23 protein-coding genes are annotated in these 23554 nt (G+C 67.4%); 21 read left to right on the top strand and 2 right to left on the bottom strand.

The genetic code is table 11. The features are described from left to right. The first annotated feature begins 24 nt into the window (after positions 1–24). From DB31_RS25650 to DB31_RS25625, 6 genes are all read left to right on the top strand, one after another. Positions 25–2418 (top strand): TonB-dependent receptor, encoded by a 2394-nt coding sequence (locus DB31_RS25650; RefSeq protein WP_169787096.1) that lies wholly within the window; start codon positions 25–27, stop codon positions 2416–2418. A gap of 73 nt (positions 2419–2491) precedes the next feature. Then, complete coding sequence (xseA, locus tag DB31_RS25645; RefSeq protein ID WP_044192295.1) at positions 2492–4090, top strand: exodeoxyribonuclease VII large subunit; 1599 nt, start codon at positions 2492–2494, stop codon at positions 4088–4090. Between the two features lie 4 nt (positions 4091–4094). Continuing rightward, positions 4095–4394, top strand: coding sequence for an exodeoxyribonuclease VII small subunit (xseB, locus tag DB31_RS25640; RefSeq protein ID WP_205628564.1), 300 nt, complete (start codon positions 4095–4097; stop codon positions 4392–4394). A gap of 44 nt (positions 4395–4438) precedes the next feature. Next, positions 4439–5266 carry a class I SAM-dependent methyltransferase gene (locus tag DB31_RS25635; protein ID WP_044192293.1) on the top strand — a complete coding sequence of 276 codons (828 nt, stop codon included), beginning with the start codon at positions 4439–4441 and terminating at the stop codon, positions 5264–5266. Positions 5267–5272: 6 nt separating this feature from the next. Further along, complete coding sequence (locus DB31_RS25630; protein ID WP_052420231.1) at positions 5273–6049, top strand: dimethylarginine dimethylaminohydrolase family protein; 777 nt, start codon at positions 5273–5275, stop codon at positions 6047–6049. 52 nt (positions 6050–6101) lie between these two features. Further along, entirely contained in the window at positions 6102–7925 is a 1824-nt protein-coding gene (locus tag DB31_RS25625; RefSeq protein ID WP_044192290.1) for a carboxypeptidase regulatory-like domain-containing protein, read from the top strand. Between the two features lie 13 nt (positions 7926–7938). On the opposite strand, the gene DB31_RS25620 is transcribed toward DB31_RS25625, so the two are convergent. Both DB31_RS25620 and DB31_RS25615 read right to left on the bottom strand, forming a co-directional pair. Next, positions 7939–8394 (bottom strand): ExbD/TolR family protein, encoded by a 456-nt coding sequence (locus DB31_RS25620; RefSeq protein WP_044192288.1) that lies wholly within the window; start codon positions 8392–8394, stop codon positions 7939–7941. A 15-nt stretch (positions 8395–8409) separates the two neighbouring features. Then, complete coding sequence (locus DB31_RS25615) at positions 8410–9123, bottom strand: MotA/TolQ/ExbB proton channel family protein (protein ID WP_044192287.1); 714 nt, start codon at positions 9121–9123, stop codon at positions 8410–8412. Positions 9124–9165: 42 nt separating this feature from the next. Here DB31_RS25615 and DB31_RS25610 point away from each other — a divergent pair, with 42 nt between their 5' ends. The 15 genes from DB31_RS25610 (at position 9166) to DB31_RS25540 (ending at position 23524) form a co-directional block, all read left to right on the top strand. Beyond that, entirely contained in the window at positions 9166–9993 is an 828-nt protein-coding gene (locus DB31_RS25610) for a DUF4292 domain-containing protein (RefSeq protein ID WP_044192573.1), read from the top strand. Positions 9994–10081: 88 nt separating this feature from the next. Further along, positions 10082–10849, top strand: a complete 768-nt coding sequence (locus tag DB31_RS25605; protein WP_044192286.1) for a cyclic di-GMP-binding domain-containing protein, MshE-related — start codon at positions 10082–10084, stop codon at positions 10847–10849. Between the two features lie 9 nt (positions 10850–10858). Beyond that, a complete protein-coding gene (locus tag DB31_RS25600) occupies positions 10859–11830 on the top strand; it encodes a cyclic di-GMP-binding domain-containing protein, MshE-related (RefSeq protein WP_044192283.1) in 972 nt (323 codons plus the stop codon). 16 nt (positions 11831–11846) lie between these two features. Next, a complete protein-coding gene (locus DB31_RS25595) occupies positions 11847–12839 on the top strand; it encodes an ABC transporter ATP-binding protein (RefSeq protein ID WP_044192280.1) in 993 nt (330 codons plus the stop codon). Next, positions 12836–13894 (top strand): ABC transporter ATP-binding protein, encoded by a 1059-nt coding sequence (locus tag DB31_RS25590; protein ID WP_044192278.1) that lies wholly within the window; start codon positions 12836–12838, stop codon positions 13892–13894. Before DB31_RS25595 ends, DB31_RS25590 begins: the two co-directional genes overlap by 4 nt. After that, a complete protein-coding gene (locus DB31_RS25585; protein ID WP_044192275.1) occupies positions 13863–14270 on the top strand; it encodes a DUF2085 domain-containing protein in 408 nt (135 codons plus the stop codon). The genes DB31_RS25590 and DB31_RS25585 overlap by 32 nt, the downstream gene beginning before the upstream one ends. Before the next feature lie 76 nt (positions 14271–14346). Beyond that, entirely contained in the window at positions 14347–14982 is a 636-nt protein-coding gene (locus DB31_RS25580) for an RNA polymerase sigma factor (protein ID WP_044192273.1), read from the top strand. After that, the gene (locus tag DB31_RS45170) at positions 14979–16673 is read left to right on the top strand and encodes a zf-HC2 domain-containing protein (RefSeq protein ID WP_052420230.1); all 1695 of its coding nucleotides are present in this window, start codon (positions 14979–14981) and stop codon (positions 16671–16673) included. The genes DB31_RS25580 and DB31_RS45170 overlap by 4 nt, the downstream gene beginning before the upstream one ends. A gap of 85 nt (positions 16674–16758) precedes the next feature. Beyond that, positions 16759–17736, top strand: coding sequence for a TadE/TadG family type IV pilus assembly protein (locus tag DB31_RS25570; protein WP_338034313.1), 978 nt, complete (start codon positions 16759–16761; stop codon positions 17734–17736). 3 nt (positions 17737–17739) lie between these two features. Then, positions 17740–19815, top strand: coding sequence for a pilus assembly protein TadG-related protein (locus tag DB31_RS25565; RefSeq protein ID WP_044192267.1), 2076 nt, complete (start codon positions 17740–17742; stop codon positions 19813–19815). A 9-nt stretch (positions 19816–19824) separates the two neighbouring features. Further along, complete coding sequence (locus tag DB31_RS25560) at positions 19825–21030, top strand: TadE/TadG family type IV pilus assembly protein (protein ID WP_044192264.1); 1206 nt, start codon at positions 19825–19827, stop codon at positions 21028–21030. After that, positions 21011–21811, top strand: coding sequence for a hypothetical protein (locus tag DB31_RS25555; RefSeq protein WP_044192260.1), 801 nt, complete (start codon positions 21011–21013; stop codon positions 21809–21811). The genes DB31_RS25560 and DB31_RS25555 overlap by 20 nt, the downstream gene beginning before the upstream one ends. Then, the gene (locus tag DB31_RS25550; protein ID WP_044192257.1) at positions 21808–22575 is read left to right on the top strand and encodes a hypothetical protein; all 768 of its coding nucleotides are present in this window, start codon (positions 21808–21810) and stop codon (positions 22573–22575) included. Before DB31_RS25555 ends, DB31_RS25550 begins: the two co-directional genes overlap by 4 nt. Continuing rightward, positions 22572–22799: a hypothetical protein gene (locus tag DB31_RS25545; protein ID WP_044192254.1), complete on the top strand. Its 228-nt coding sequence runs from the start codon at positions 22572–22574 to the stop codon at positions 22797–22799. Before DB31_RS25550 ends, DB31_RS25545 begins: the two co-directional genes overlap by 4 nt. Then, positions 22796–23524 (top strand): hypothetical protein, encoded by a 729-nt coding sequence (locus DB31_RS25540; RefSeq protein ID WP_044192252.1) that lies wholly within the window; start codon positions 22796–22798, stop codon positions 23522–23524. The genes DB31_RS25545 and DB31_RS25540 overlap by 4 nt, the downstream gene beginning before the upstream one ends. Positions 23525–23554: the final 30 nt, after the last annotated feature.

Raw genomic sequence — 23554 nt, 5'->3', positions numbered from 1 at the left:
ATGAACGTGTCGGAGGGGGTCTACATGCGTAACGCAATGCGTTGGGGACTTGCTGTTTCACTGTGGCTGGTGGCCGCGGCTGCCTGGGCGCAGGAGGGCGGCACGATTCGAGGCACGGTCTACGTCGGTGGGAATGAGCCGCTGCCAGAAGCCCAGGTGGCGGTGGTGGGTACGGTGTTGTCGGCCACCACGAACGCCGATGGGAAGTTCGAGCTGAACAACGTTCCGGCCGCGAAGCATGAGCTGAAGATCTCCTTCCCTGGCTACAAGGACTTCACCCAGCAGGTGGAGGTGATCGCGGGAAAGACGACCTCGCTGGAGGCGGACCTGCAGCTGGACGAGCAGTTCGGTGAAGAGATCGTCGTGACGGGCTCCAAGTTCGGGGAGAAGCGGCTCGAGTCCCCCGTCACCGTGGAGTCTGTCTCCTCGAAGACGCTGCAGATGACCGGCGGTACCTCGTACATGGCGGCGCTCTCGTCCGTGAAGGGCATCGACTACGCGGACACGGGCTTGAACGAGAAGCGTGTCTCCACGCGCGGTTTCAACACGCAGTTCAACTCGCGGATGATCACCATGGTGGATGGCCGGCTGGCGCAGCTGCCCGGCAACGGCCTGCCGCTGAACGCCCAGCTGCCGACCCCGAACATCGACGTCAAGTCGGTGGAGGCGGTGATTGGCCCGGCGTCTGCGCTCTATGGTGCCAACGCCCACGCGGGGGTAATCAACGTGCTGACGAAGACGCCCTGGGATGAGTCGGGCGCCTCGGTGGTGCTGCGCGGCGGCTCGCAGCAGCTCGTGGACGTGTCCGGGCGCGTGGCGGGCACCGCTAAGCAGGACTTCGGCTACAAGATCAACGGTCAGTTCGTCCGCGGCCGGGACTTCTCGCCGGACCGGAACCTGCCGACGCACTACTACGGGGCCGCCTCAAAGCCGCTCGTGTTCGAGGGCGATATGATCGAGAACTACGACGTGCTCTCCGCCAAGGCGGAGGCCTACGCGTACCTCCGGCGGGGCGACTGGAACTTCAAGGCGGGCTACGGCTTCTCGCTGACGGATGGGATGTCGCTCACCAACTCGGGACGGAACCAGCTGCGCGGGTGGCAGGTGCACCAGCAGACGATCTCGGCCAGCCACCCGAACTGGTTCGTGCAGGTGTCTCGCACCTACAGCAACGCGGGCGGCACGTACCAGATGGACCGGCTGGCGAGCGTCGTGCAGAACAACGGCGGGGCGCCGGAGGACGTGTCCTCGTTGGATGAGATCAAGGAGCAGATCAAGTTCGTCGACCAGAGTCAGCTCATCGACTCGGAGGTGCAGTACCAGAACGCGTTCGGCGGGCTGAAGCTCATCACCGGCGTGCAGCTCCGGTACTACAACCCCAGCTCCAAGGGCACGTACCTGGCCGACGTCGATGGCAAGACGCTGAACGCCACCGAGTTCGGCGGCTACCTGCAGGGGGACTACTCGCTGCTGCGCGACCGGTTGCGGCTGGTGGCCGCGGCGCGGGTGGATACGCACTCCAACTACTCGGCGCAGTTCAGTCCGAAGGCCGCCGTGGTCTACAGCCCGGAGCGCAACCAGCACGTGCGCCTGGGCTACAACCGCGCGTTCAAGAGCCCCACCATCCTCGAGAACTACCTGCTCATCAGCAACACACTGGTGGGCAACCGCACGGGCTTCATCATCAAGGATGCAGAGGGGAATGTCGTCTCGGAGATCGCGCCGCTGGTGCCCGAGAGCGTGGACTCGGTGGAGGTCGGCTACAAGGCGACGTTCGCGGATCGGCTCCTGGTGGACGTGGTGGCGTACCACTCGTGGTACCGGAACTTCATCAGCGCGTTGACGTCGCGAGCCAACCCCGCCAACGGCACCTTCGCCTTCTTCCCGGACGGCACGCCGGTGGCGGCGGGGACTCCGGTGGAGGGGACGCTCTCCACCTATGCGAACTTCGGCCGTTCACGCGTGGCGGGGACGGACGTCGGGCTCGAGTACCAGCTCAACCCGAACGTCACGCTCAGCGGCAGCGCCTCGTACATGAAGCTGATCAAGTTCAGCACTGGAAGCTCGGGCCAGCCGGCGCTGCTGCTGAACGTGCCGGATCTGAAGTTCAAGGCCACCGTCACGGTGCAGAACCTGTGGGTGCAGAACTCGTTCGTGCGCGTCTTCGGCCGGTACCAGGACGCCTTCGAGTTCCGGTCGGGCCGGTGGGACAGCGCCCTGCTGGTGCAGGAGGGTAAGGTGCCGGCGCGCTTCGTGGCGGACGTCTCGGCCGGTTACACCTTCTCCAATGGCCTTGCGGTGAGCGCCAACGTGCTCAACGTCCTCAATGACCACGGCGTGGATCAGCTGGGCTCGCCGCCGGGTGGCATCATGGGCTTCGCTCAGCTCTCCTATAAGTACGAGGGGCTCGCCTACTGAGCAAGGGAGACGGCGGGGAGCCGAGCCCGGCAATGCGGGGACTGAAGCGTTTGGACGGTGGTAAGGTGACCTGATGAGTCGGCGGGTCACCAACGACAGTCTCGGGACGCTCCAGATCCGCTTCCCTTTCGATCGCAGGCTCGTGGACGTCGTCAAAGCGCTCCCTTCCCGCCACTGGAACGGCACCGAAAAATACTGGTCGGTTCCCGAGAAGAACGTGGTGGCGGTGGTGGACCAACTGCACGCAGAGGGTTTCGACTTCTGCGAGAACACGCGGCGCCTGTATCGTGAACGCGGCGGTGAGCTCGCCCTCGACACGAATGGGCGCGAGCCTGGTGCTTCACCGAGGCAGCTGGGAGCGGCGACCGACCTCACCGTCTCTCAGCTCAATGAGAAGGTCCAAGGGGCGATCCAAAGGGCATTTCCGAACTCCCTGTGGCTCGTGGGGGAGATCTCCGGGTTCAACAAGGCCCGGCACAGGAGCGTCGTCGGCTTCGAGCTCGTCGAGCGAGATGCGTGGGGAAAGGAGTCCTCCAGGCTCAAGGCGGTCCTTTTCGGGCGCACGCTGCGAGAGCTGGAGGACCGGCTCGCCCAGGCGGGAGCGCCCTTTCAACTCGAGGACGAAATCCAGATCAGGGTGTGTGGGCGCGTCGATCTCTACGTCCCATGGGGCTCGTACCAGTTCGTGATCGAGGATCTCGACCTGAACTACACGCTGGGAGAGGCCGCCCGGCGACAAGAGGAGCTTCGCCGACGACTTGCCGAGGAGGGACTCCTCGAGCGGAACCGCGCGTTGCCCTTTCCACTGCTGCCCATGCGTGTGGGCCTCGTGACGAGCCTGAACTCGGATGCCTACCATGACGTGCTGCGTACGCTGGAAGAGTCTGGGCTCGCCTTTGATGTCATGGTTCATGGCGCGCGTGTCCAGGGACGACAGACGGAGCCCTCGGTCCTGAATGCGCTGGACTGGTTCCGAGCCCATGCCGGGGAGTTCGATGTTCTGCTCATCTGCCGGGGGGGCGGCTCGCGGACGGATCTCGCCTGGTTCGACTCGGAGGCCATCGCCCGGGCGATCGCGACATTCCCCATTCCGGTCGTGGTGGGAATCGGCCATGAGCGGGACATGTCTCTGCTCGACTTCGTGGGCTGGAGAGCCAAGACCCCAACAGCGGCGGCCGGCCTGCTCGTCGAGCGCGTCCTGGAGGCCCGGGAGGTGATCGAATCGCGCCTGGAAAGGATTCTCGAGCACGCCAGGGAAATCCTCGAGGGCACCTCGTCGGAACTCGAGGAGCAGGCCCGCCAGATCCCACTCGTGGCCAATGACTTGCTCGAGCAGAGCACTCGGACTCTTCAGGATGCGGCTCGGCGGCTCCACCTGGGCGCGGGGCGCGACCTCTCCTCCGCGTCGCGTCGAGTCGACGAGATCGCTTCTCGGCTGGGCCGGAGCGCCTCCAGGCACCTCGTGCGCGAAAGCGAGCGCGTCGAAGCGCGCGGGCGGCTCCTGCTCCTCCTGGATCCACGGCGCGTGGTGGAGCGCGGGTATGCCATCTTGCGCACGGAGACGGGGGCGGTCCTCAAGGATCCAGCACATGCTCCCAGCGGAACCACGCTCTCGGCCGAGTTGAAGCTGGGCGCGTTGAGGCTTCGCTCGGAAGGACCGGAAAAGAAATAGGCGTATGGCAAAGTCCAAGCACTCGATGAAGAAGGCTCCTGGCGGGGACATGGCGAAGCAGAAGCGGTCGACGAGCGAGCCTTCCTATGGTGAGGCTGCGTCACGTCTGGAGGCGATCCTGCGGGAGATCGAGGAAGGCGAGGTCGACGTCGACGCGCTCTCCGGGCTGGTGAAGGAAGCCGCCGAGCTCGTGACACTTTGCCGCGGGAAGATCCAAGCGGCGGAGATGCAGGTGAGGACCATCGCCGAGCAACTCGAGCGTGAAGCCCCTGACCCCGGAACCGACGAAGATGACGCCAAGTAGGTGCGCTCAAGAGCACCGGAACAGGCCATAGAAGGACATTCTGCATGGAGAATGATCGCAATCCGCAGGCCGAGCAGATGGGCGACGAGTCGATGACGCGCACCCTCGCTCATCAAGCCGGGGCCATCTGGCCGCAGGAACAGCGCCTCTTCGATCGCTATGGCCTGTCGGGCCCGCTGAGCATCCTCGATCTCGGCTGTGGCACCGGCGAGATCACCCGGCGGCTGGCCTCCCGCTATCCGCAGGCGCGCCTGATTGGCATCGACATCTTGGAGTCGAACCTCGCGATCGCTCGTCAGGGGGACGTGTTCGGTGGGCGCATTCGCTACGAGCAGGGCGATGCCTTCGCGCTGAAGCACCCGGATTCCAGCTTCGAGCTCGTGGTGTGTCGGCACGTGTCTCAGGCGGTGCCCGACTTCCCTCAGGTGCTGGCCGAGATCACCCGCGTGCTCAAGCCTGGTGGATGGCTGCACCTGCTGTCCGAGGACTACGGCATGTTGCACATGCCTGCTCCGCCCGGGGGATCCTTCGATCCGGACCGGTTCTGGAACACGCACTTGGTTCCTTTCGGAGGCCGCATCGGCTGCGATGTCCGCATCGGCCGCCATTCGCCTCCTTTGCTGGATCGATTCGGATACCTCGACATCGCGATGGATTACGTGACCGTGGACACGCTGCGCGTGCCGCGAGCCACCTTCGCTGGCATCCTCAAGGCCTGGAGGGATGGCTATGTGAAGCCTCTGGCCGAGGCCAGTGGTCGCTCCCAGTCCGAGGTCACCGCCGACTTCAACACCATGGTCTCGGCGATCGAGACTCCGCCCCAGTACGCGGTGTGGCACGTGCCCATCAGCTCGGGCCGGAAGCCGGCGTGAGGCACCATGCCAGGTCCCAAGCTCATTGCGATCACCCGTGATGTGAGTTCCAGTCTCGGAGGCTGCGAGCTGTCATTCGTGCAGCGCAGTGCGATCGATGTCTCCGTGGCCGCCACGCAGCATGAGGCCTACCGGAAGGCGCTCGAGTCGCTCGGGTGCCAAGTGCTGGCGCTCCCGGCTGAGGACGCCTTGCCCGATGCCGTCTTCGTCGAGGACGTGGCGGTGGTGTTGGATGAGGTCGCGATCCTGACGCGGCCGGGTGCGGAGTCACGCCGCGCGGAGGTCTCTTCGGTGGCGGAGGTGCTGGCGCGCCATCGCCCGCTGCGCACACTCGAAGCGCCGGGCACGCTGGATGGTGGCGATGTGCTGCGCGTGGGCCGCTCGCTGTATGTCGGCCAGTCGGCGCGCAGCAACCCGGTGGGGATCGCCCAGCTGCGCGCTCATACCGCCGAGTTCGGGTACTCGGTGCAATCCGTGCCCATCCGTGGCTGTCTGCACCTGAAGTCCGCGGTCACCCAGGTCGCGGATGACACGCTGCTGGTGCAGCCGGCGTGGGTGGATTCCGCTGCGTTCGCGAGCTTCCGCCTGATCGAAGCCGATCCGGGCGAGGAGCACGCCGCCAATGCACTGTGGCTCGGGGGAGGGGTGGTATATCCGGCTTGTTTCCCGCGCACGCAGCGGCGGCTCGAGGACGCGGGGATCTCCGTCACCCCCGTGGATGTGTCGGAGCTGCAGAAGGCCGAAGGCGCGGTCACCTGCTGCAGTCTCGTGATGCGAGAATAAAACCTTTGGGAACCTCGCGCGTTCCAGGGGCGCCAACCCCCGCGAGGTCTCCATGCCGTCGTCCCGGCTTACCCTGGTCGTGTCTCTTCTCTTCGCCCTACCTGCCTTGGCAGCCCAGGGCGACCCCAAGGTTCGCGAGGCCGCCCAGCGTGGCATCACCTTCCTGGCGCGCTCGACCGCCGCATGGCAGCAGCAACACCAGTGCTACGGCTGCCACGTCCAGGCGGTGACCCTGGAGGGCCTCGCGGTGGGCAAGCAGAACCAATACAACGTCCCCCAGAAGGAGCTGGGCATCATCCTGGAGGGCGTCCTTCACTCGCAGGGCGGAGCGCGCACCGCAGGCGGCCTGAGCCAGAGCCTCTTCCCGCGCACTGCGCGCACCTTCGGTGGCGTGGCCTTTGCCCGCTATGACCAGTACGTGGACTCCAAGCTGCGCGACGACCTGCTCAAGCTGGCGCGGACCCTCTTGGAGTACCAGCAGAAGGATGGCTCGGTGCAGGGTGATCACGAGTCGCGCCCGGTGACCGCAGGCCTCATGCAGGCCACCTATCAGGCCATGCAGACCTGGCGGCAGGCCTATGCGCGCACGGCGGATGATGCGTGGCTGGCGCCCATCCGCAGGGCGGAGGAGTTCATCGCCCAGAAGGCGGCCTCGTGGGAGGGCAAGCCCGAGGGCATTTATCTGCAAGACGTGAACTACGCTCTGCTGGGGCTCACCGCCGCGGGCGCGAGCCGCTCGGAGGATGTCGCGGGGAAGGTGGCGCGCTACCTCGTCTCGCTCCAGCAGAAGGATGGGGGCTGGGGCTTCTCGGCTGGCACCTCGGATCCGTTCGCCACGGGGCAGACCGTGTATGCGCTCCGGCAGGCGGGCTTCACCGAGGAGGACACCCCCGTGTCTCGCGGCATCCGCTGGTTGGTGTCCCATCAGCAGAAGGACGGAGGCTGGGGCGCGGCGGGCAGCGGCAAGGCCGAGGCGCTGTGGGCAGTGCTCGGGCTCGTCTCCGTGGATGTGGTGAGCGTGGCCGTGAGTGGCCTCCGGGACGGCGAGCACGTCGCTCCCTCTCAGACGATCCAGGTGGATGCCCGCGACAACACGGGCAAGGGCATCCAGAAGGTGGAACTGCTCATCGATGATCGCTCCGCGCAGAAGGCGCAGGGCGGCAAGCTCAGCTACACCTGGGACACGAAGGGCCTGAGCGACGGCAAGCACACCGTGGACGTGGTGGCCACCAACACCCAGGGGCAGGTGAGCCGGCGGCGGCTGGAGGTGTACGCGGGCAACGTGTTCCTCACCTCGCTGGGCTCGCGCTTCACCAGCAGTGGGACGGAGCTGGCCGCGCGCAACATCGCCCCGAAGGAGCGTTCCGGCCGGGTGGAACTGCGCGTGCGCATCGCAGACATGAAGGACGGCCAGCCGCAGCCTGGCACCCAGATGTTCCAGGAGACGCGGCCGAGCGCCCAGGGACCGATGACGTTCACCTTCGGCGGCAAGGGCCAGGACGGCAAGCCGTTCCGCACGGGCCGTTACTTCGCCGAGTTCTCCTTCGTGGACGAGAAGGGCGCGGTGTTGCAGCAGGAGCGCCTGCTGTTCACGCACGACACACCGGAGAGCCAGTACGCCCAGTATGGCGAGGTGGCGGGCGGGCTCGCGCTGGGCAATGGCCAGCAGGCCTCCAACGCCGTGGTCGAGCTGGTGGACGAGAAGGGCCGCATCGTCCAGTCCACCCGGAGCAACGAGACCGGCCAGTATCGCTTCAAGAGCGTGGACAAGGGCGAGTACAAGGTCCGCGTCCGCAAGGAGGGCTTCAAGGACGCGGAGATGCCGGTCAACTCCGCCCCGGCCACCCAGGCCGCTGCGAACGTGACCCTGCAGTGAGCGTGTGCAGGGACTACTCGCCGTCGCGCACGCCGATGGCCAGCTGTGCCAAGCCTGCCTTCTTGGCCAGCTCCATCACCTGGACCACGGTGCCGTGTGGCACGCCCTCGTCCGCCTGGACGATGACCAGCGTCTCCGGGTTCTCCGTCCTCGCCTTGTCGAACGCCGCCTTCAGCTCGTCCGTGGTGACGACGTTCCCGCTCAGCACGTACCGTCCATCCGCCAGCACGGCCACCGAGAGATCCGTAGACCGCGCCGTGACATCCGTGGCGCCGCCCTTGGGCAGGTTCACCTTCAGGCCCGCCTTCGCGCCGCCGCCAGGGCCCTGCTGGACGATCACGGTGCTCGTCACCATGAAGATGATGAGCAGCACCAGGAAGATGTCCGTGAGCGGAGTGATGTTGATCTCCGCGAAGACACCCTCATCGCCCTCGTCGTCCCGGTTCCCTGGGGTCTTTCCCATGGCCATCGGAGGAACCTCGGCTCAGGCGTGAGGGGCGTCGCCGCGGACGGCGGGCTCGGAAGGGGAGGGGGCAGGAGCGGGTACGGGCGAGGCCGGGCGCTCCTTCAGGAGCTCCACGAACTCGTCCCCCAGCAGCCGCAGCTCCACGAACACCCGCGACAGCCGCGCCTGGAAGTAGTTGTAGAAGACCATCGCCTGTACCGCCACGAGGATGCCCACCGCCGTGGCCACCAGCGCCTCGGAGATGCCCGTCATCACCGTCGCCGTGCCGCCCGTGCCGCCCGACTCCACGTCGATGCCCAGGTCCTTGAAGGACCGCATGATGCCCGCCACCGTGCCGAACAGGCCTACGAACGGCGTAATCGAGCCGATGGTCGCCAGGATCCACAGGTTGCGCCGCAGCTTCAGGCCCACCTGGGCCCGCTCTCGCTCCACCGCGGACTCCACACCGCTGCCCCCGTTGGCCCTCGCGCGCTCCATCCGGTCGAAGCCGGCCAGGAAGATGTCCGCCACCACCGCGTCCGAGCGCTCCGAGGCCGTCCGGGCCGCGGCCACATCCCCGCGCAGCAGGTGTTTGTGGACCGTCTCGCCCAGGGTCCGGGAGCGCTCGCTCACCCCCCACAAGGCGATGAGGCGCTCGATGGCCACCCCCAGCGCCACCACGGAGGCCAGCAAGAGGATGGCGAGGGTGACCCCGCCCAGGCGCAGATAGTGGAGAAGTTCGTTCAAGCTCATGGAATGGTGGCCAGGAAGCTCAGCAAAGCCGAGACTTACGCCATGAACCGCCTGGCCGCAGCAATCTTCCTGGCAGTCGTCTGTTCAGGCTGTCCTCACCGCATCGAATTCGGCCCCGAGGGCCCCATTGATGACCCGGAGAAGCTCTTCAGCCTGGTGAGCCAGGCTCAGGCCAACCTCATCACCATCCAGGGAGACGCCAAGCTCCACGTGAGCACCCCCCAGGGCAGCGGCACCCTCTCCATGTTCCTGGCCATCTCCCGCCCGGGGCTGCTCCACATGGAGACTTTCGACTTCTTCAACCGGCCCGTGGCGGCGCTGGTGTCGGACGGCCAACGCTTCGGGCTCTACCAGACGGAGGGCAACACCTTCTATCAAGGCCCCGCGAGCCCGGAGAACGTCTCGCGCTTCCTGCCGGTGGTGCTGCCGAGCGAGGAACTGGTGGCCGTGATGCTCGGGCAGGTGCCGTTCATCCCCGCCGAGCGCAAGACGCTGGAGCTGGACCGGGGCGAGGGCGTCTACGTCCTCAAGCTCTTCCGGGGCTCGGTGACGCAGACGCTCCAGGTTCACACCAAGTTCTACCGGGTGGTACGCAGTGAGGTCCGCGGCGTGCCGGGGTACGATCTGGCCTTCGGCAACTTCAAGCAGGAGGGCGCGGCGCTCTTCCCCAAGGAGGTGAAGCTCATCGCCCAGGCGGCTGAGACGGAACTCCGGCTGCGCTACAGCGATGTGGCACTGAACGCCCCCCCGGACCTGACCCTCTACGAGCTGGCTCCCCCCGAGGGCGCACGCGTGGTGGAGGTGGACGCCAAGGGCCGGGAAGTGAGTCCCGCGCCTGCTTCCCCGTCCCCTGGGCCGCCCGGCTCCTGAAAAGGCGTCCGGAAATGCGCCCCAAACGACAAACTCTGTCTAAAATGGCCCCCTTACGGGGACAGTCGGGTTTCCCCCCGGATGCGACATGGCACAGATCAAGCTCGGTGAACTGCTGATCAAGGCGAACGTGCTCCAGGAGAGCCAGCTCAAGGCGGCTCTGGCGGAGCAGGCAAAGTGGGGCGGCAAGCTGGGAGAGATCCTGGTCCGCATGAGCATGGTGTCCGAGGACATCCTCGTCCGGGCGCTGTCCAAGCAGCTCAACATCCCCGCCGTCAACCTGGACGCCGTGCAGGTAATTCCACCGCACGTGCGCTCCAAGATTCCCTCGCAGACGGCCCGCGACTTCGCGGTGCTGCCGCTGCAGCTGCGCGACGACGGCAAGACGCTGGTGGTCGCCGTGGCGGACCCCCTCAACGTGCGCCACCTGGACGAACTGCGCGCCATCACCAAGTGCCGCATCGTTCCCAACGTGGCGGGCCGCACCTCCATCGCCCGCGCCTACCAGCGCCTCTATGAGGAGAACGCGGAGCTGGGCGAGGCGGACACCAACTTCAAGGTGCTGGACGCCCAGGGCCGGACTGTCGTCAAGGACATGCGCAACGCGCCGCAACCCGGGGCGGCTCCGGCTGCGGCTCCTCCTCCTCCTCCTCCGGCACGGCCCGCGGCGGCTCCGGCTCGGCCTTCGACGGGGGGCATGCCCTCGGTGGGCGGGGGTGGTAGTCCCGCCGAGCTGCTGAAGACGGTCGAGGAGGTGCAGCGCAAAGAGGTCGCCGCCCTCAAGGCCATGGTGGAGCTTCTCATCGAGAAGGGCGTCTTCACTCGCGAGGAGTACCTCGCCAAGGTCAAGCGGTAACATCCCGTCATGCGCAAGAAGATTGGCGAGATGCTGGTCCAGGCCGGTTACGTCACGGAGGCGCAGCTCCGCACGGCGCTCGGCCAGAAGCGCTCGTATGGCAAGGGGACGCGGCTGGGCTCGGTGATGGTGTCCATGGGGATGATCTCCCCCAAGCAGCTCGCGCGCGTGCTGGCCCAGCAGTTCGACATGCCCTTCGTGGAGCTGCCGGAGGTCCCCCTCGGGATCGCCACGCTCGTCTCGGTGGACTTCCAGGCCGAGCACCGCATCGTCCCTTTCAAGCTCGAGACCGACGGCAAGACCGAGCGGCTCCACGTGGCCGTGGAGGATCCGGCGGACCTCTCCCTCATCGATGAGCTGCGCTTCCAGCTCCACAAGGCGCTGAAGGTGTACGTGGCCGCCTCGGACGACATCGACCAGGCGATCATGGCGGCGCGAGGGGAGAAGCTCGACATCGTCCAGGCGGTCCCGCTGGGAGAGGAGGACGACGTCGGCGGCATGAAGATCGAGCGCGGCGCGCAGATCCTTCAGGGGCACGTCGTCAACGAGGAGGATGAAGTCACTCCGCCCACGCCTCGGCCCCGGCCTCCCATCCTGACGCCTGCGCCCGCCACCCCGCCGCCTCCTCCCAAGGAAGCGGCCACGGACTTCATCGATGATCTGCTCGGGACGAAGAAGCGCCCGGCGGCGCAGCCTCCGCCTCCGCCTCCGCCCGATCCGGACAAGCCCAAGGTGCCGGTGATCATGTTCGGCGGCGCGGCCAAGAACGTGAAGCCGCCCGATCCGAACCTCCCGCCGAACTTCTCGGAGGAGGATTTGCAGGTGCTCGACAACCTCGAGCGCCTGTCGCACGGCGAAGAGCCGCTGGCGCCCATGCAGAAGATCATGCCCGCCCAGATGGTGGCGGCGCTCGTCCGGCTGCTCATCAAGAAGCGCGTCATCCAGGAGGAGGAGTTCCTGGACGAGCTCTCCCAGAAGTGAGCGGAATGGCGGGCCCATGAGCGAGCCCCTCCTCGAAGTCCGCGGCCTGAAGACCCGGTTCTCCCTGGAGGGGGGACCGGTGCTCGCCGTGGACGACGTCTCGTTCTCCATTCCTCCTGGGGGCACGCTCGGAGTGGTGGGCGAGAGCGGCTGCGGCAAGAGCGTCACCGCGCTCTCCATCATGCGGCTGGTGCCGGATCCTCCGGGCCGGGTGGTGGGTGGGGAGATCCGCTTCAAGGGGAAGAACCTGCTCGCGCTCTCCGAGCCGGAGATGCGCCGCATTCGCGGCCATCACCTCTCGATGATCTTCCAGGAGCCGATGACGTCGCTGAACCCCGTCTACACGGTGGGCGAGCAGATCGGCGAAGTGGCCCGGCTGCACCAGGGCCTCGATCGGAAGAAGGCGAAGGAGCGCGCCGTGGAGATGCTGCGGCAGGTGGGCATCCCCGCTCCCGAGCAGCGCGTGGACGCGTATCCACACCAGCTCTCGGGCGGCATGCGCCAGCGGGTGATGATCGCCATGGCTCTGGCGTGCAACCCGGAGCTGGTCATCGCGGATGAGCCCACCACGGCGCTGGACGTGACGATCCAGGCGCAGATCCTCGACCTGCTCAAGCGGCTCCAGGCCGAGCGTGGCATGGCCGTGATGCTCATCACCCACGATCTGGGCGTGGTGGCCGAGAGCTGCGACGCGGTGGTGGTGATGTACGCCGGCCGCGTGGTGGAGCAGGCCTCGGTGCGCACGCTGTTCCGTCAGCCCGCGCACCCGTACACGGCGGGCTTGCTGCGCTCCATTCCGTCCTTCCATGCGGTGCAGAGTGGGGAAGGGCGCGAGCGGTTGAAGACCATCCCCGGCATGGTGCCGAGCCTGCGCCGCCTGCCGACCGGATGCCGCTTCCGCGACCGCTGCGAGCGCGCCCTCGAGGTCTGCGCCCGGGTGGATCCACCGCTGGAGGCGAAGCGCGACGGCCAGTCCGCCGCCTGCCACAACCCGGTGCCCGTGCCATGACCGAGCCCCTTCTCCAGGTGAGGGACCTCAAGACGCACTTCCCCGTGCGCGGTGGCCTGCTGGGCCGGGTGCGCGGCACCGTGAAGGCCGTGGACGGGGTGAGCTTCGAGGTGATGCGCGGCGAGACGCTCGGGCTGGTGGGCGAGAGTGGCTGCGGCAAGAGCACCCTGGGCCGGACGCTCCTGCGCCTCATTGATCCCACCTCCGGCTCCATCCGCTTCGAGGGCCGCGAGCTCACGGGCCTCTCCCAGCGAGAGCTGCGTCCCCTGCGCCGCCGGATGCAGCTCATCTTCCAGGATCCGTACGCCTCGCTGAATCCGCGCATGACGGTGCGCGACATCATCGGCGAGCCGTTCGCCATCCACGGGCTGGCCCGGGGCCGCGAGCGCGAGGAGAAGGTGCTCGCCCTGCTGGAGCTGATGGGCCTGCCCCGAGAGGCCATGGAGCGCTATCCGCACGAGTTCTCCGGCGGCCAGCGCCAGCGCATCGGCATCGCGCGCTCCATCGCCATGCGGCCGGACCTGGTCATCGCCGACGAGCCCATCAGCGCGCTCGATGTCTCCATCCAGGCGCAGATCGTCAACCTGCTCGTGGATCTGCAGCGAGAGCTGAAGCTCACCTACGTCTTCATCGCGCACGACCTCAAGATCGTCGAGTACATCTCCACCCGCGTGGCGGTGATGTACCTGGGGAAGATCGTCGAGCTGGCGGACTCGGCCGAGCTGTACCGACGCCCGCGCCACCCGTACACCCAGGCGCTGCTGTCCGCCGTGCCGGTGCCGGATCCGGAGCACAAGAAGACGCGGATCATCCTCCAGGGCGATGTTCCGTCTCCTTTGGCTCCCCCGCCAGGGTGCGCCTTCCATCCGCGCTGCCCCTACGCCTTCGACCGCTGCCGGCGCGAGACACCTCCTTTATATGCGCTGGGCAATGGCCACACCGCTGCCTGCTTCCTGGCGGAGCCCGACGCCCGGGGTACTGTGGAGTCCCCAACCCCGGCCCCGCACAGCGGAGGAGACCCAGGTGTTCTGGCTCAGCCACCATCGGGAGGATGAGTACAACCGCACCTATGTGCTCGGCGGGGTGCGTGTCTGCGCCCGCTGCCTGGGCACCTACCCGGTGCTGGTCGTCGCCCTCGTGGGACTGTTCGTCCTCCGGGCGCCCCTCCAGTGGGAGTGGGATGTGCCGGTGGTGCTCGGCCTTACCTTGCCGGCGCTCGTGGACTGGGCGCTCGGACGCTTCCGGCCCGCGGGCGGTTCCAACTTTGTGCGGACGTTCACGGGGGTTTTTCTGGGGCTGGCGCTTGGCCGCTCGCTTTACGTCCACTTTCAGCGGCCCCTGCCCACCGTCCTGCTGGCCCAGGCCGCCCTCGTGACAGCCGTCGCGGTCCCTGTCATTCTCGCCACTTACCGAAGGCCACGCCCCGGCTAGACCCAACTGCGTGCTCGCCCGTTGAAGGCGAGGGTGGGAGGGGGACGGGGATGACCCGTGGCCTCGTGATGGGGGAGTGGTGGGACCGGAAACCTCAGACGAGGGGCTGATGCTCGCCTTCAAGGCGGGGGATGCCCGTGCGTTCGAGAAGCTGGTGCAGCGGCACCGGACGCCGGTCTTCAACTTCATCCTCCGCTTCACGGGGCACCGGGCACGGGCGGAGGACGTGCTGCAGGAGACGTGGCTGAAGGTGGTACGCAGCGCACGGGAGTACGAGGCCAAGGCCAAGTTCACGACGTGGCTTTACACGATTGCGAGGAACCTCTGCGTGGACAGCGCGCGCAAAGAGAGCTACCGGCAGGCCTCCTCCCTGGAGGCACCCACGGGCAATGGGGCCGGCGGCGACGAGGGCCGGGCGCTGGGAGAGTCACTCCCGGACACCGGCGCCAGCCCGGAGCGCGGTGCCTACAACGCCCGCTTGAGGCCCCTCATCGAGCGCGCCCTGGCCAGCCTCCCGGAAGAGCAGCGCGAGGTCTTCCTCCTGCGTGAGTACAGTGGAATTGCCTTCAAGGAGATCGCCGAGGTGACGGGGGTCCCCGAGAACACGGTGAAGAGCCGGATGCGCTACGCCCTGGAGGGCCTGCGTCGGCGGCTGGCCGAACTGGGCGTGGATGGCGATCTCGCCGATGACGGAAGGACGGTGGCGGGATGAAGCCCCAGGCCCTGCACGCGCACGAGGACCGGCTCCTCGACTTCGCTTACGGCGAGCTACCGCCCCAGGAGGCCCAGGCGGTTCAGTCCCACCTCGAGGGCTGCACCCGGTGCAGCGAGCTGCTCGCGGGCATCGGCGGTGTGCGCGCCACCATGGCGCAGCTGCCCATGGAGCCCGCTCCCGACGCGGGCCTGGAGTCCCTGCTCGCCTACGCGCAGCAGGCCGCTCGCAACGCGGCGGCGGGGCCTGCTCCGAAGCCGGTGTGGTGGCGGCGCTGGCTGGTGCCAGTGATGGGTGTCGCCGCGGTATGCGCCTTCGGCGTCGTCTCCGTCACGGTGAACCAGAACCTGCACCTCAAGGATGAGGTCGCGTCGCAGAGCGTGCAGAAGAAGAGCGCCGAGGCCTTGCCTCTTCCCAGCGCTGCGCCCAGCCCGGACGAGTCGTACCGAGAGCCGAACGCCCCGCGAACTCCCGTGGCGCTGCCGTCGTCCGCGATGCAGAAGGCCGCGCCTCAGGCCCAGATGGTGCCGCCCACGGCCGCGGACAAGGACAACACCCTGGGCTCTTTGGGCGCGGGCGACTCTCAGGACGAGGAGCGCAGCAACGCCTTGCAGGGCATCACCCCGCCGCCGCCCGCTCCGGCCGCGAAGCTGGACCCCTCCCCGCAGGAGAAGGTGGCTCTCGAGAAGAAGCCGTTCGAGGCAGGCACGAAGGGCTCGCGCTCCGAGTGGAGCAACGTGGGCACCGGCTTCGGCCCCCGAGATGCCCAGGATGAATCCCGGGCGGCCGATGACGCGGCCAGCGGCGAGGCTCTCGCTGAGGAGAGTGCTCTGAAGCAGCGCTATCAATACGATCGTCGCGACGCGATGACCCAGTCGGGCGCGTTCTCCAAGCCGAAGCCCATCCTGGTGTCTCCGCCGCAGGAGGCCTCTGCGGGCGCCGCCGTGCCCCAGCAGCCGTCCACGCCCGCGCAGGCTCAGGCGCCCGTGATGGAGGCTCCCGCGGACGGACTCGCCGCCGAGAGCGAGGCCCAGGTGCAGCAGGATGAGCCCTCGCGTCTCTCGCTCCGCGTGAAAGAGGGCCGGAGCAGGGGAAGCGCTTCGGGCAAGACCGCGAGCCCTGCTCCCAACGAAGACTTCGATGATCTGTTCGGGGGCAAGACGTCCACCGCGAAGCGCGAGCAGAGCGCGCCGTCTTCTGCTCCGTCCGCGCCTCCGCCTCCGCCTCCGCCTTCGACGGCCGCTGCGGCGCCCATGCCCTCGGTGTCCACCGAGGCCACTCGGAAGCCCTCGAAGTCCGGGGCTCGCGCCGAGCCTCGGGGAGACTCTTCCGAGCCCTCTGCCGCCGAGCTGTCCAAGCTGGCGCAGGACGCGCAGCGCTCGGGGAACCGGGTGCTGGAGGCCCAACTGCTGCGTCAGGCGCTGGCGGCGGTGACAGGCAAGGAGCGGCTCGGTCTGCTCAACCGCCTCTGTGAGGCCGAGTTTGCCATTGGCCGCCGCCAGGAGGCGCTCGAGGCCTGCGCCTTGGTGCTGGAGGAGGATCCCAACTCCAGCGCCGCGCAGCTTGCCCGCAACCGCCTGCGCAAGGAGGGCATGGAGGCAGACAGCTCCAAGCCCGGCTCCCGGGGCCCCGTGAAGGCGGCTCCCGCTGAGAAGAAGATGTCGGCCCCGGACTCCGCCCTCAGCCAATGAGGGCCCTGATTCCAGTCCTGACGGAAGGGAAGCCCAGAACGCCGGTCCAATTGACCGATGAAACCTGTGCTCCCGATTTCCGATAATGGACCAAATGGATTCTGGGGAGTCAGGTCGGGAGTCGGGTCAGGTCGCTGTCGAGGCGGCGTTGATCATGCCGCTCATGGTGTTCATGGCGCTGGGCATCATCCAGCTGACCATGATCCAGCACGCGAAGCTGATGACGGAGTACGCGGCGTATCAGGCGGCGCGCGCTGGCAGCGTGTGGAATGGCAACAACGAGCGCATGCACGACGCGGCCATCGTGGCGCTGCTGCCGACGATGGGGCGCACGGACTCGCTGGACAAGCTGGCGGTGACGTGGGGCACGCACAAGCTCTATGACGAGGCCCTGAGCAACCTGGCGTGGAACGCCACCAAGGTGCGGCCGCCGGCCTCGTTCAACGGCGCGAACCTGTTCGGGATGATCCGGGTGGACACCATCAACCCGGCCTACTTCACGCCCATCGACAGCATCTGGAAGCTGCGCCCGGGCAAGGACTGGCAGGAGCTGGACTTCGACGGCGCCGCCAGCTTCCCCGAGGTGCCCGAGCTCGAGGACAACATCCGCAAGTTCTTCAACCTGCCGGAGCCGGACGACTCGGAGACGGTGTACCGCAAGGCCACGCGCCTCACGATTCGCCTGCGCTACTGGTACGAGATGCGGGTCCCGTTCGCCAACTGGATCATCTTCACCGCGTGGTACGCCTCCAACGCGCAGACGGCGCTCTACGGCGCCATTGATCGGCCCACGCTGCTGCGGGGCAACATGCTCAACCGCACGGCGAACGTGTCCGGGCTCGTGGGCCGGGCCCGGGAGATCGACCACGAGCGGGGCTACAGCACCGTGTACGCCCCGGAGATGTGGGTCCTCTGGGGGCTGGCCACGGGCAGCATCCCGCTCATCTCGGACCTGGTGGGCAAGCGCTACTTCCTGCCGCTGACGGCCACGTACACCATCCGCATGCAGTCCAACTTCCACCGGAAGTGGATCCTGCACTTCAACCCCGACTGGGGCCTCTAGGTCATGTTCACCCGCGTCCTGAGACAGAGCTTCCGCCGCCAGGAGGGCCAGGCCCTCGTCGTGGCCGCGCTGCTCGTGCTCATCATGTCCATCGCCGTGCTCACCACGGTGAACCTGGGCCACACCATCCACGAGCGCGTCCGGCTGCAGAACACCGCGGACGCCGCCGCCTACTCCATGGCCGCCATGGAGGCGCGCACCTTCAACTTCTACGCGTACGCCAACCGCACCCAGGTCTCGCACTACGTGTCGGCGATGATGTGGCAGTCGCTGCTGTCGCTCATCTACTTCGCCGAGGCCTTCGTCACGGACATCTACGGCTTCATGCGCACCATCAACCCCTGCGCGGGAGACCCAGACGGGCTGTTCTGGACCGTGGCCTGTCCCATCCTCGAGAACCTGGTGCCGTACCTCAGTCAGATCATGCGGGTGATCGACCGGTTCATGACCACGTTCAAGAACCTGATCATGACGTTCCAACGGGTCTTGAGGAACCTCAACCCCGACAGATTGATAGGCCAGTACGTCATCCCCACCCACCGGACGCTGAACTCGGCCATGTTCTTCGCCTCCCAGGTGGTGATGATGGCCACGCTCACTCAGGTGGGGCAGACCACGGACTCGGTCATCGCCGCCAACGACAAGAACGTGGACTCGAAGCTGGGGCAGCTCGCCGCGGGCGTGGTGAGCGCGTGCCTCTTCGATCAGGCCCACTTCCGCGAGGCTGGCGGCCGCCCGCTGGGCGTTCCGAAGACGCCCTGGGAGCCCATTGATCCGAAGAAGAACAAGCACTCGGAGAAAGAGGCGCGGGCCAAGCGTGTCATGGGCGCCATCACCAACGCGACCCGCTATGCCTGCGACTCGGGCGGCGGGGCCTGCCCCGAGGGCTTCGTCACCTCGCGCAAGCTGGGTGACCTGCTCCCGCTGCCGGACGGCCTGGGCGTCATCCGCGACCTGCTCAGCTCGGACATCGACACGCCCATCTTCAAGTTCGCCAAGTACGGGCAGACGCGCTTCCTCACCTCGAACAACCCCAACTCCTCGAAGATCAGCCAGACGGGCAAGCCGTACACCCCGCGTAACACGATCCGCGACTGGAACGACGGCATCGAGCCCATGCTCGGCCGGCTCGCGCAGGGCGACAACCTGGGCTCGGACGACGTGTACTGGATCAAGTTCGGCCCCGAGGGCTTCGCTGGCTTCCGCAACCCGTTCGCGTGCGAGGACGACGACAACCCTCGCGAGTGCTGGGGCGATCCGCGCAAGGGCTACAAGGACACGGGGAGCAGCAAGCTGGCCTTCAAGCACGTGACGAAGACCAGCATCTGGGCCATGAACGAGACCGAGGGCTCGTACAAGAACGGCGGCGTGCACTGGCGCATCCACCACGAGACCGAGCCCGCCGGGGACAACTGGCTGCGGCTGTACCGGCCGGAAGGCCCCGAGTCGGAGGTGGGAGTCCACCGCAGCGAGGTGTGCGTGAAGGAGGTCCTCGGGTTCTGCCCGCCGCTGGTGCCCGAGATCGACGTGTACACGGCCAACGTCATGCCTGCGCAGGACGGCAACCACCCATGGAAGGGCATCGTGCCGTTCATGCACTTCGAGCCCGGCCAGTACGGCGACACGTGCGGCGGCGCGGCCAACGAGGAGGCCGCCACCCGCTACAAGCACGACTTCAACCAGCCCTCCACCTGGGTGGCGCTCAACAAGACGCCTGATCAGGTACGGAACGCGAACCACTCCGACCACGAGGGCACGGGCTCCAACGCCATCGCGGAGCTGAACGCGGGCGGCAAGGTGCAGCTGAAGTTCTCTAGCTACAACTCCGCCCTGGAGATGAAGAACAACCGGATGAAGTTCCTCAGCGCCATCGAGGGGCTCAACGTCATCTCCCGCGGGCAGACGTACTACCACCGCCCCGGCAACTGGGCCGAGCAGCCCAACTTCTTCAACCCCTACTGGCGGCCCCGGCTCGCCTCGGTCTACCAGGGGCGGCACTCGCTGCCCTTCGTGGGCGAGCTGGCCGACCGGCTGCCCGGCGTGCTGAAGGACATCCCGCCGAAGATCATCACCCACTGAGCCCGGCCGATGAGACCCTCAGCGCTCCAGTTCCGCTTCGCACGGCGCGGCTCCGCCACGGTGGAGTTCGCCATCATCGCCCCCGTGTTGGTGATGATCCTGCTGTTCAGCATGTACCTGACGGAGTTGGTGCGGGCGAAGATCAAGCTCCAGGAGTTCTCGCGCTACGCCGTCTGGGAGATGACGAGCTACACGCTGAGCGACTTTGCCAAGGCCGAGCACGACAAGGCCTTCACGGACGCCCAGCGAGAGGCCATGGAGGAGGCCACCGAGCGCTACAAGGATCTGGACTCGGTGGAGCCCAATGCGCCGCGGGGCAACTTCGTCGCGCGGTACTCGGACGTGGCGGGCACGCTGACGAACAAGGAGGTGCCGCTCATCGAGGCCGGGCTGGTGCTCGGCAACGGCGGTGAGGGCTACGCCAGCGAGATCGTCAACCAGGTGAACGGCGGCGCCAACGCGGTGCTGGGCTTCTGGAAGTTCAACACCAAGGGCTGGGTCGAGGCGGAGATGAGCATGAAGTTCAATGACGTGCTCATCCCCCGCGAGTACCTCCAGCGCGAGCAGGGCGGCTTCTTCAAGGTGGATCCGTTCGGCGGCAAGAGCATCCGCAGTCTGGGGCTCAAGTCCCGCTTCTCCATGTACGCGGACGCCTGGAACATGGAGGACGGCGCGGATGCCACCATGCGCGGACGGCGCGCGGGTGCGCACCGCAGTGGCCCCACGGACATGCCGCACGGCCTCTACAAGCAGGTGGACCGGATGGTGTTCCTCGGCGTGCGCAGCCAGCTGGAGAACGCCGTGGGTGGCATTGGCAGCTTCCGGCAGTTCCTCAGCAACTTCGCTCCGGACTTTCTGGGCGCCTTCGTCGTCTCGCACAACTACGGCCCAAGCCCCGGTGGAGACGCTGCGGGCGAGTGGGGCCGCGAGTGCATCGGCGAGGACACCGGCATCGAGTCCTATCCTTCCGAGGCCGAGGGCGGCCTGAACAACCTGGGCAAGTTCTCGCAGATCGACTGGCCGCGGCCCATGTGCTTCGACACGGCGCCGTTCCGGGACCAGCCGTACGATCGTTCGCAGTACATCAAGATCTTCAAGGCGCGCGGCGAGAACTTCATGGGCTGCAAGAACCCGCAGGCCGAGGATCCCTCCGCGCCTCGCAGCGCCGAGTCCACCAAGGGTGACAAGAACACCAATGTCGTCAACTGCGAGTAGAGCGCTGGCCCGAGCCGGACTGCTGGGCGTGCTGCTCGTGGCCCTGTCCGCGGGCGCCGAGCAGGAGCTGCCCGTCTACCCGGGCGCTGTGCACACGCGCATTGGCAACGATCTGGTGATCGCCGGCGAGTACTACCGGCTCGCGTACTTCACCACGGACGACTCGCTGGACAAGGTGGTCGACTACTTCGCCAAGCACTGGCGCGGGCTGGGTTACCCCACGGTGGTGGAGGGCGACCTGCAGGACGAGGCGGTGGTGTCCGCCCTCTACACGCGCGAGGGCCTGCAGCGTGGCGTGGTGGTGCGCCGGTACTTGGGCAAGACGGTGGGCTTCTGCGCGCTGCGCGACCTGTGGGTCCGCGCTCCCAAGAAGCCCGGCGCCGGCCCGGTGAAGCTGGAGGGCACGTTGTTCAGCCAGGACATCACCACGCGCGATGATCCCGGCGGCTCGCAGCACCGCTCTTCGTTGGTGCAGGGCAGCCTGAATGAGGTGCGTCAGCGGGTCTCAGACACCATGACACAGCAGGGCTTCTCCCTGGTGCGCGAGGCAGGCGTGAAGGTGGCCGGTGAACAGCGCTTCACCCTGGAGCATGCTCGCAAGGGCGAGCAGGTGGTGACGACGCTCAGCCACGTGGACGACGAGACCACGGCGGTGCTTCAGATGTGGGTGGGCTCGGATCGGCCGGACGCCCTGCCCAACGGCGAGGCCGTGCGCCAGAGCCGCGCCGCCTACGAGCGTGAGCAGCGCGCGAAGAAGGCCGCCAAGGAGGCCGCGCCATGAGGGGGCTGGCGCTCGCGCTCCTGCTGCTCGTGTCGGTTCCGGCCTCGGCGGCCATGCCGAGTCGGGAGCTGCTCGATCACCTCGCGAAGGGCCTCCGCACCACCCAGGTCGGCGACTGGGTGACGTACAAGCTCGATGGCGGCGGTGCCCGCGTCCACTACTGGCGGCTGGCGGTGGTGGGCGAGGAGAAGGACAAGCTCGGGCGCGACGCGCTCTGGCTCGAGATGGAGATGGGCACCCACCCGGCCATGCGCGCGCCGCTGTCGCAGATCCGCATGCTGATTGCCCGAGGGCAGGGTGGGGGAGCGGCCTTCGATCCGAACGGCGTCACCCGCCTCATCGTCGCCATGGGCTTCGACAAGCCGCAGGAGTACTCGCAGGAGGCGCTCGACTGGGCGCTGACGAAGCATCCCTCGTCCCAGCCCAAGCCGGCCGCCCGCCCGCGTCAAGCCGGGGAGCCTCCAGTGGTACGCTCGGGCAAGGAGACGCGGCTGATGACTCCGGCGGGCACCGTGACGGCGGTCCCCATCGAAGTCATGTACCGCAGCACGGTCATCAAGCGGACGTGGATGAGCCGGGAGATTCCCATCCTCCAGCTGGCCAAGGTGGAGATCCCCCGCATTGCCCACTCCCTGGAGGTCTTCGAGTTCGGGGTGAATGCCAAGTCCCGGATGTTGCTTCCCGACCCCAAGACACCGACCGTCAAGATGGAGTATGTCGATAAGGCTTTCCCCCAGCTTCCGTGGGAGGAGCAGAACCCATGAGTGACCTCAAGAAGACCCGCAGCCGCAGCCGCCGTGAGCGAGGCCAGGCCATGGTCGAGTACTCCATGATCAACTGGGTGCTCGTCGTCGCCCTGATCATCAGCTCGTCCGTGAAGATGGACTGGGGCGGCGCTCAGAAGCAGAACATCTTCGACCTGTTCTTCGAGGCGTATCAGATCTACTACGACTCCTATTACTTCGTGCTGAACCTGCCGTTCCCGTGACGGTTCGCCGTGAGGCCGCAGGCCGCTCCCCGCTGGCCCTGCGCCTGATTCACGCGGCCGTCTTCCTCGCCTTCGCGGCGGGGGTGGTGGCCGCGGCCGTCCCGGAGTGGCAGCACGCGGTGTTCGCGCTCGGGCGCCCCTTCCATGTCGGCTCGCCGCCCCGAGTGCTCCTCGTCCTGGGCTCGGTGGTGGCCGTTGCTGGTGCCGCGGCGCTGCTCGGGGCCCTGGTCCGAGGCCGCTCCGCCCCCCTGGCCGTCTCCTGGCTCATCCTCGGAGGTGCGGGCGCCGCGCTGATGGGCGCCGCCGGGAGCAGTCATCCCGAGCGCCCCTCTGAGCTCTCCGCCAACACCGCTCTGATTGTGACGGGCCAGCGTGTGCAGCTGACCATGGTGGACCGGCTCCAGGAGCGCGGCGAGGTGCCTGTGTCGCCCGGCCCCTGGCAGGAGGCGCTCGATCGCGCCACCCAGGCCCAGCGCCTGTTCTTCACGCGGACCTTCCAGCGGGTGCCACCCCAGGTCATCCCCGTGCAGACGCCCGAGGCCGTGCCGCAGACGCTCCTCCCGGGGGCGCTGCTGCTCTTCGTCTCTCCGGATGGGGCCTCGTTCGAACTGCGCCTCGTGGGGCTCTCCGAGGGCCTCCCCCAGGTGCTCCGCGACGACACCGGCGGGCCCGTGGTGCTGCGCGGCCTCTACAATCCGAACTTGCCTGCCTCCTCTGGCCCGTAGTCCGGGTGTCGTCCGCCGTGTGCCCTAGCA

This window comes from Hyalangium minutum, assembly GCF_000737315.1.
In the GTDB taxonomy this organism is placed as follows: domain Bacteria; phylum Myxococcota; class Myxococcia; order Myxococcales; family Myxococcaceae; genus Hyalangium; species Hyalangium minutum.
The sequence above is the reverse complement of the archived record's forward strand: the minus strand, read 5'-3'. Positions and strand labels throughout refer to the sequence as shown.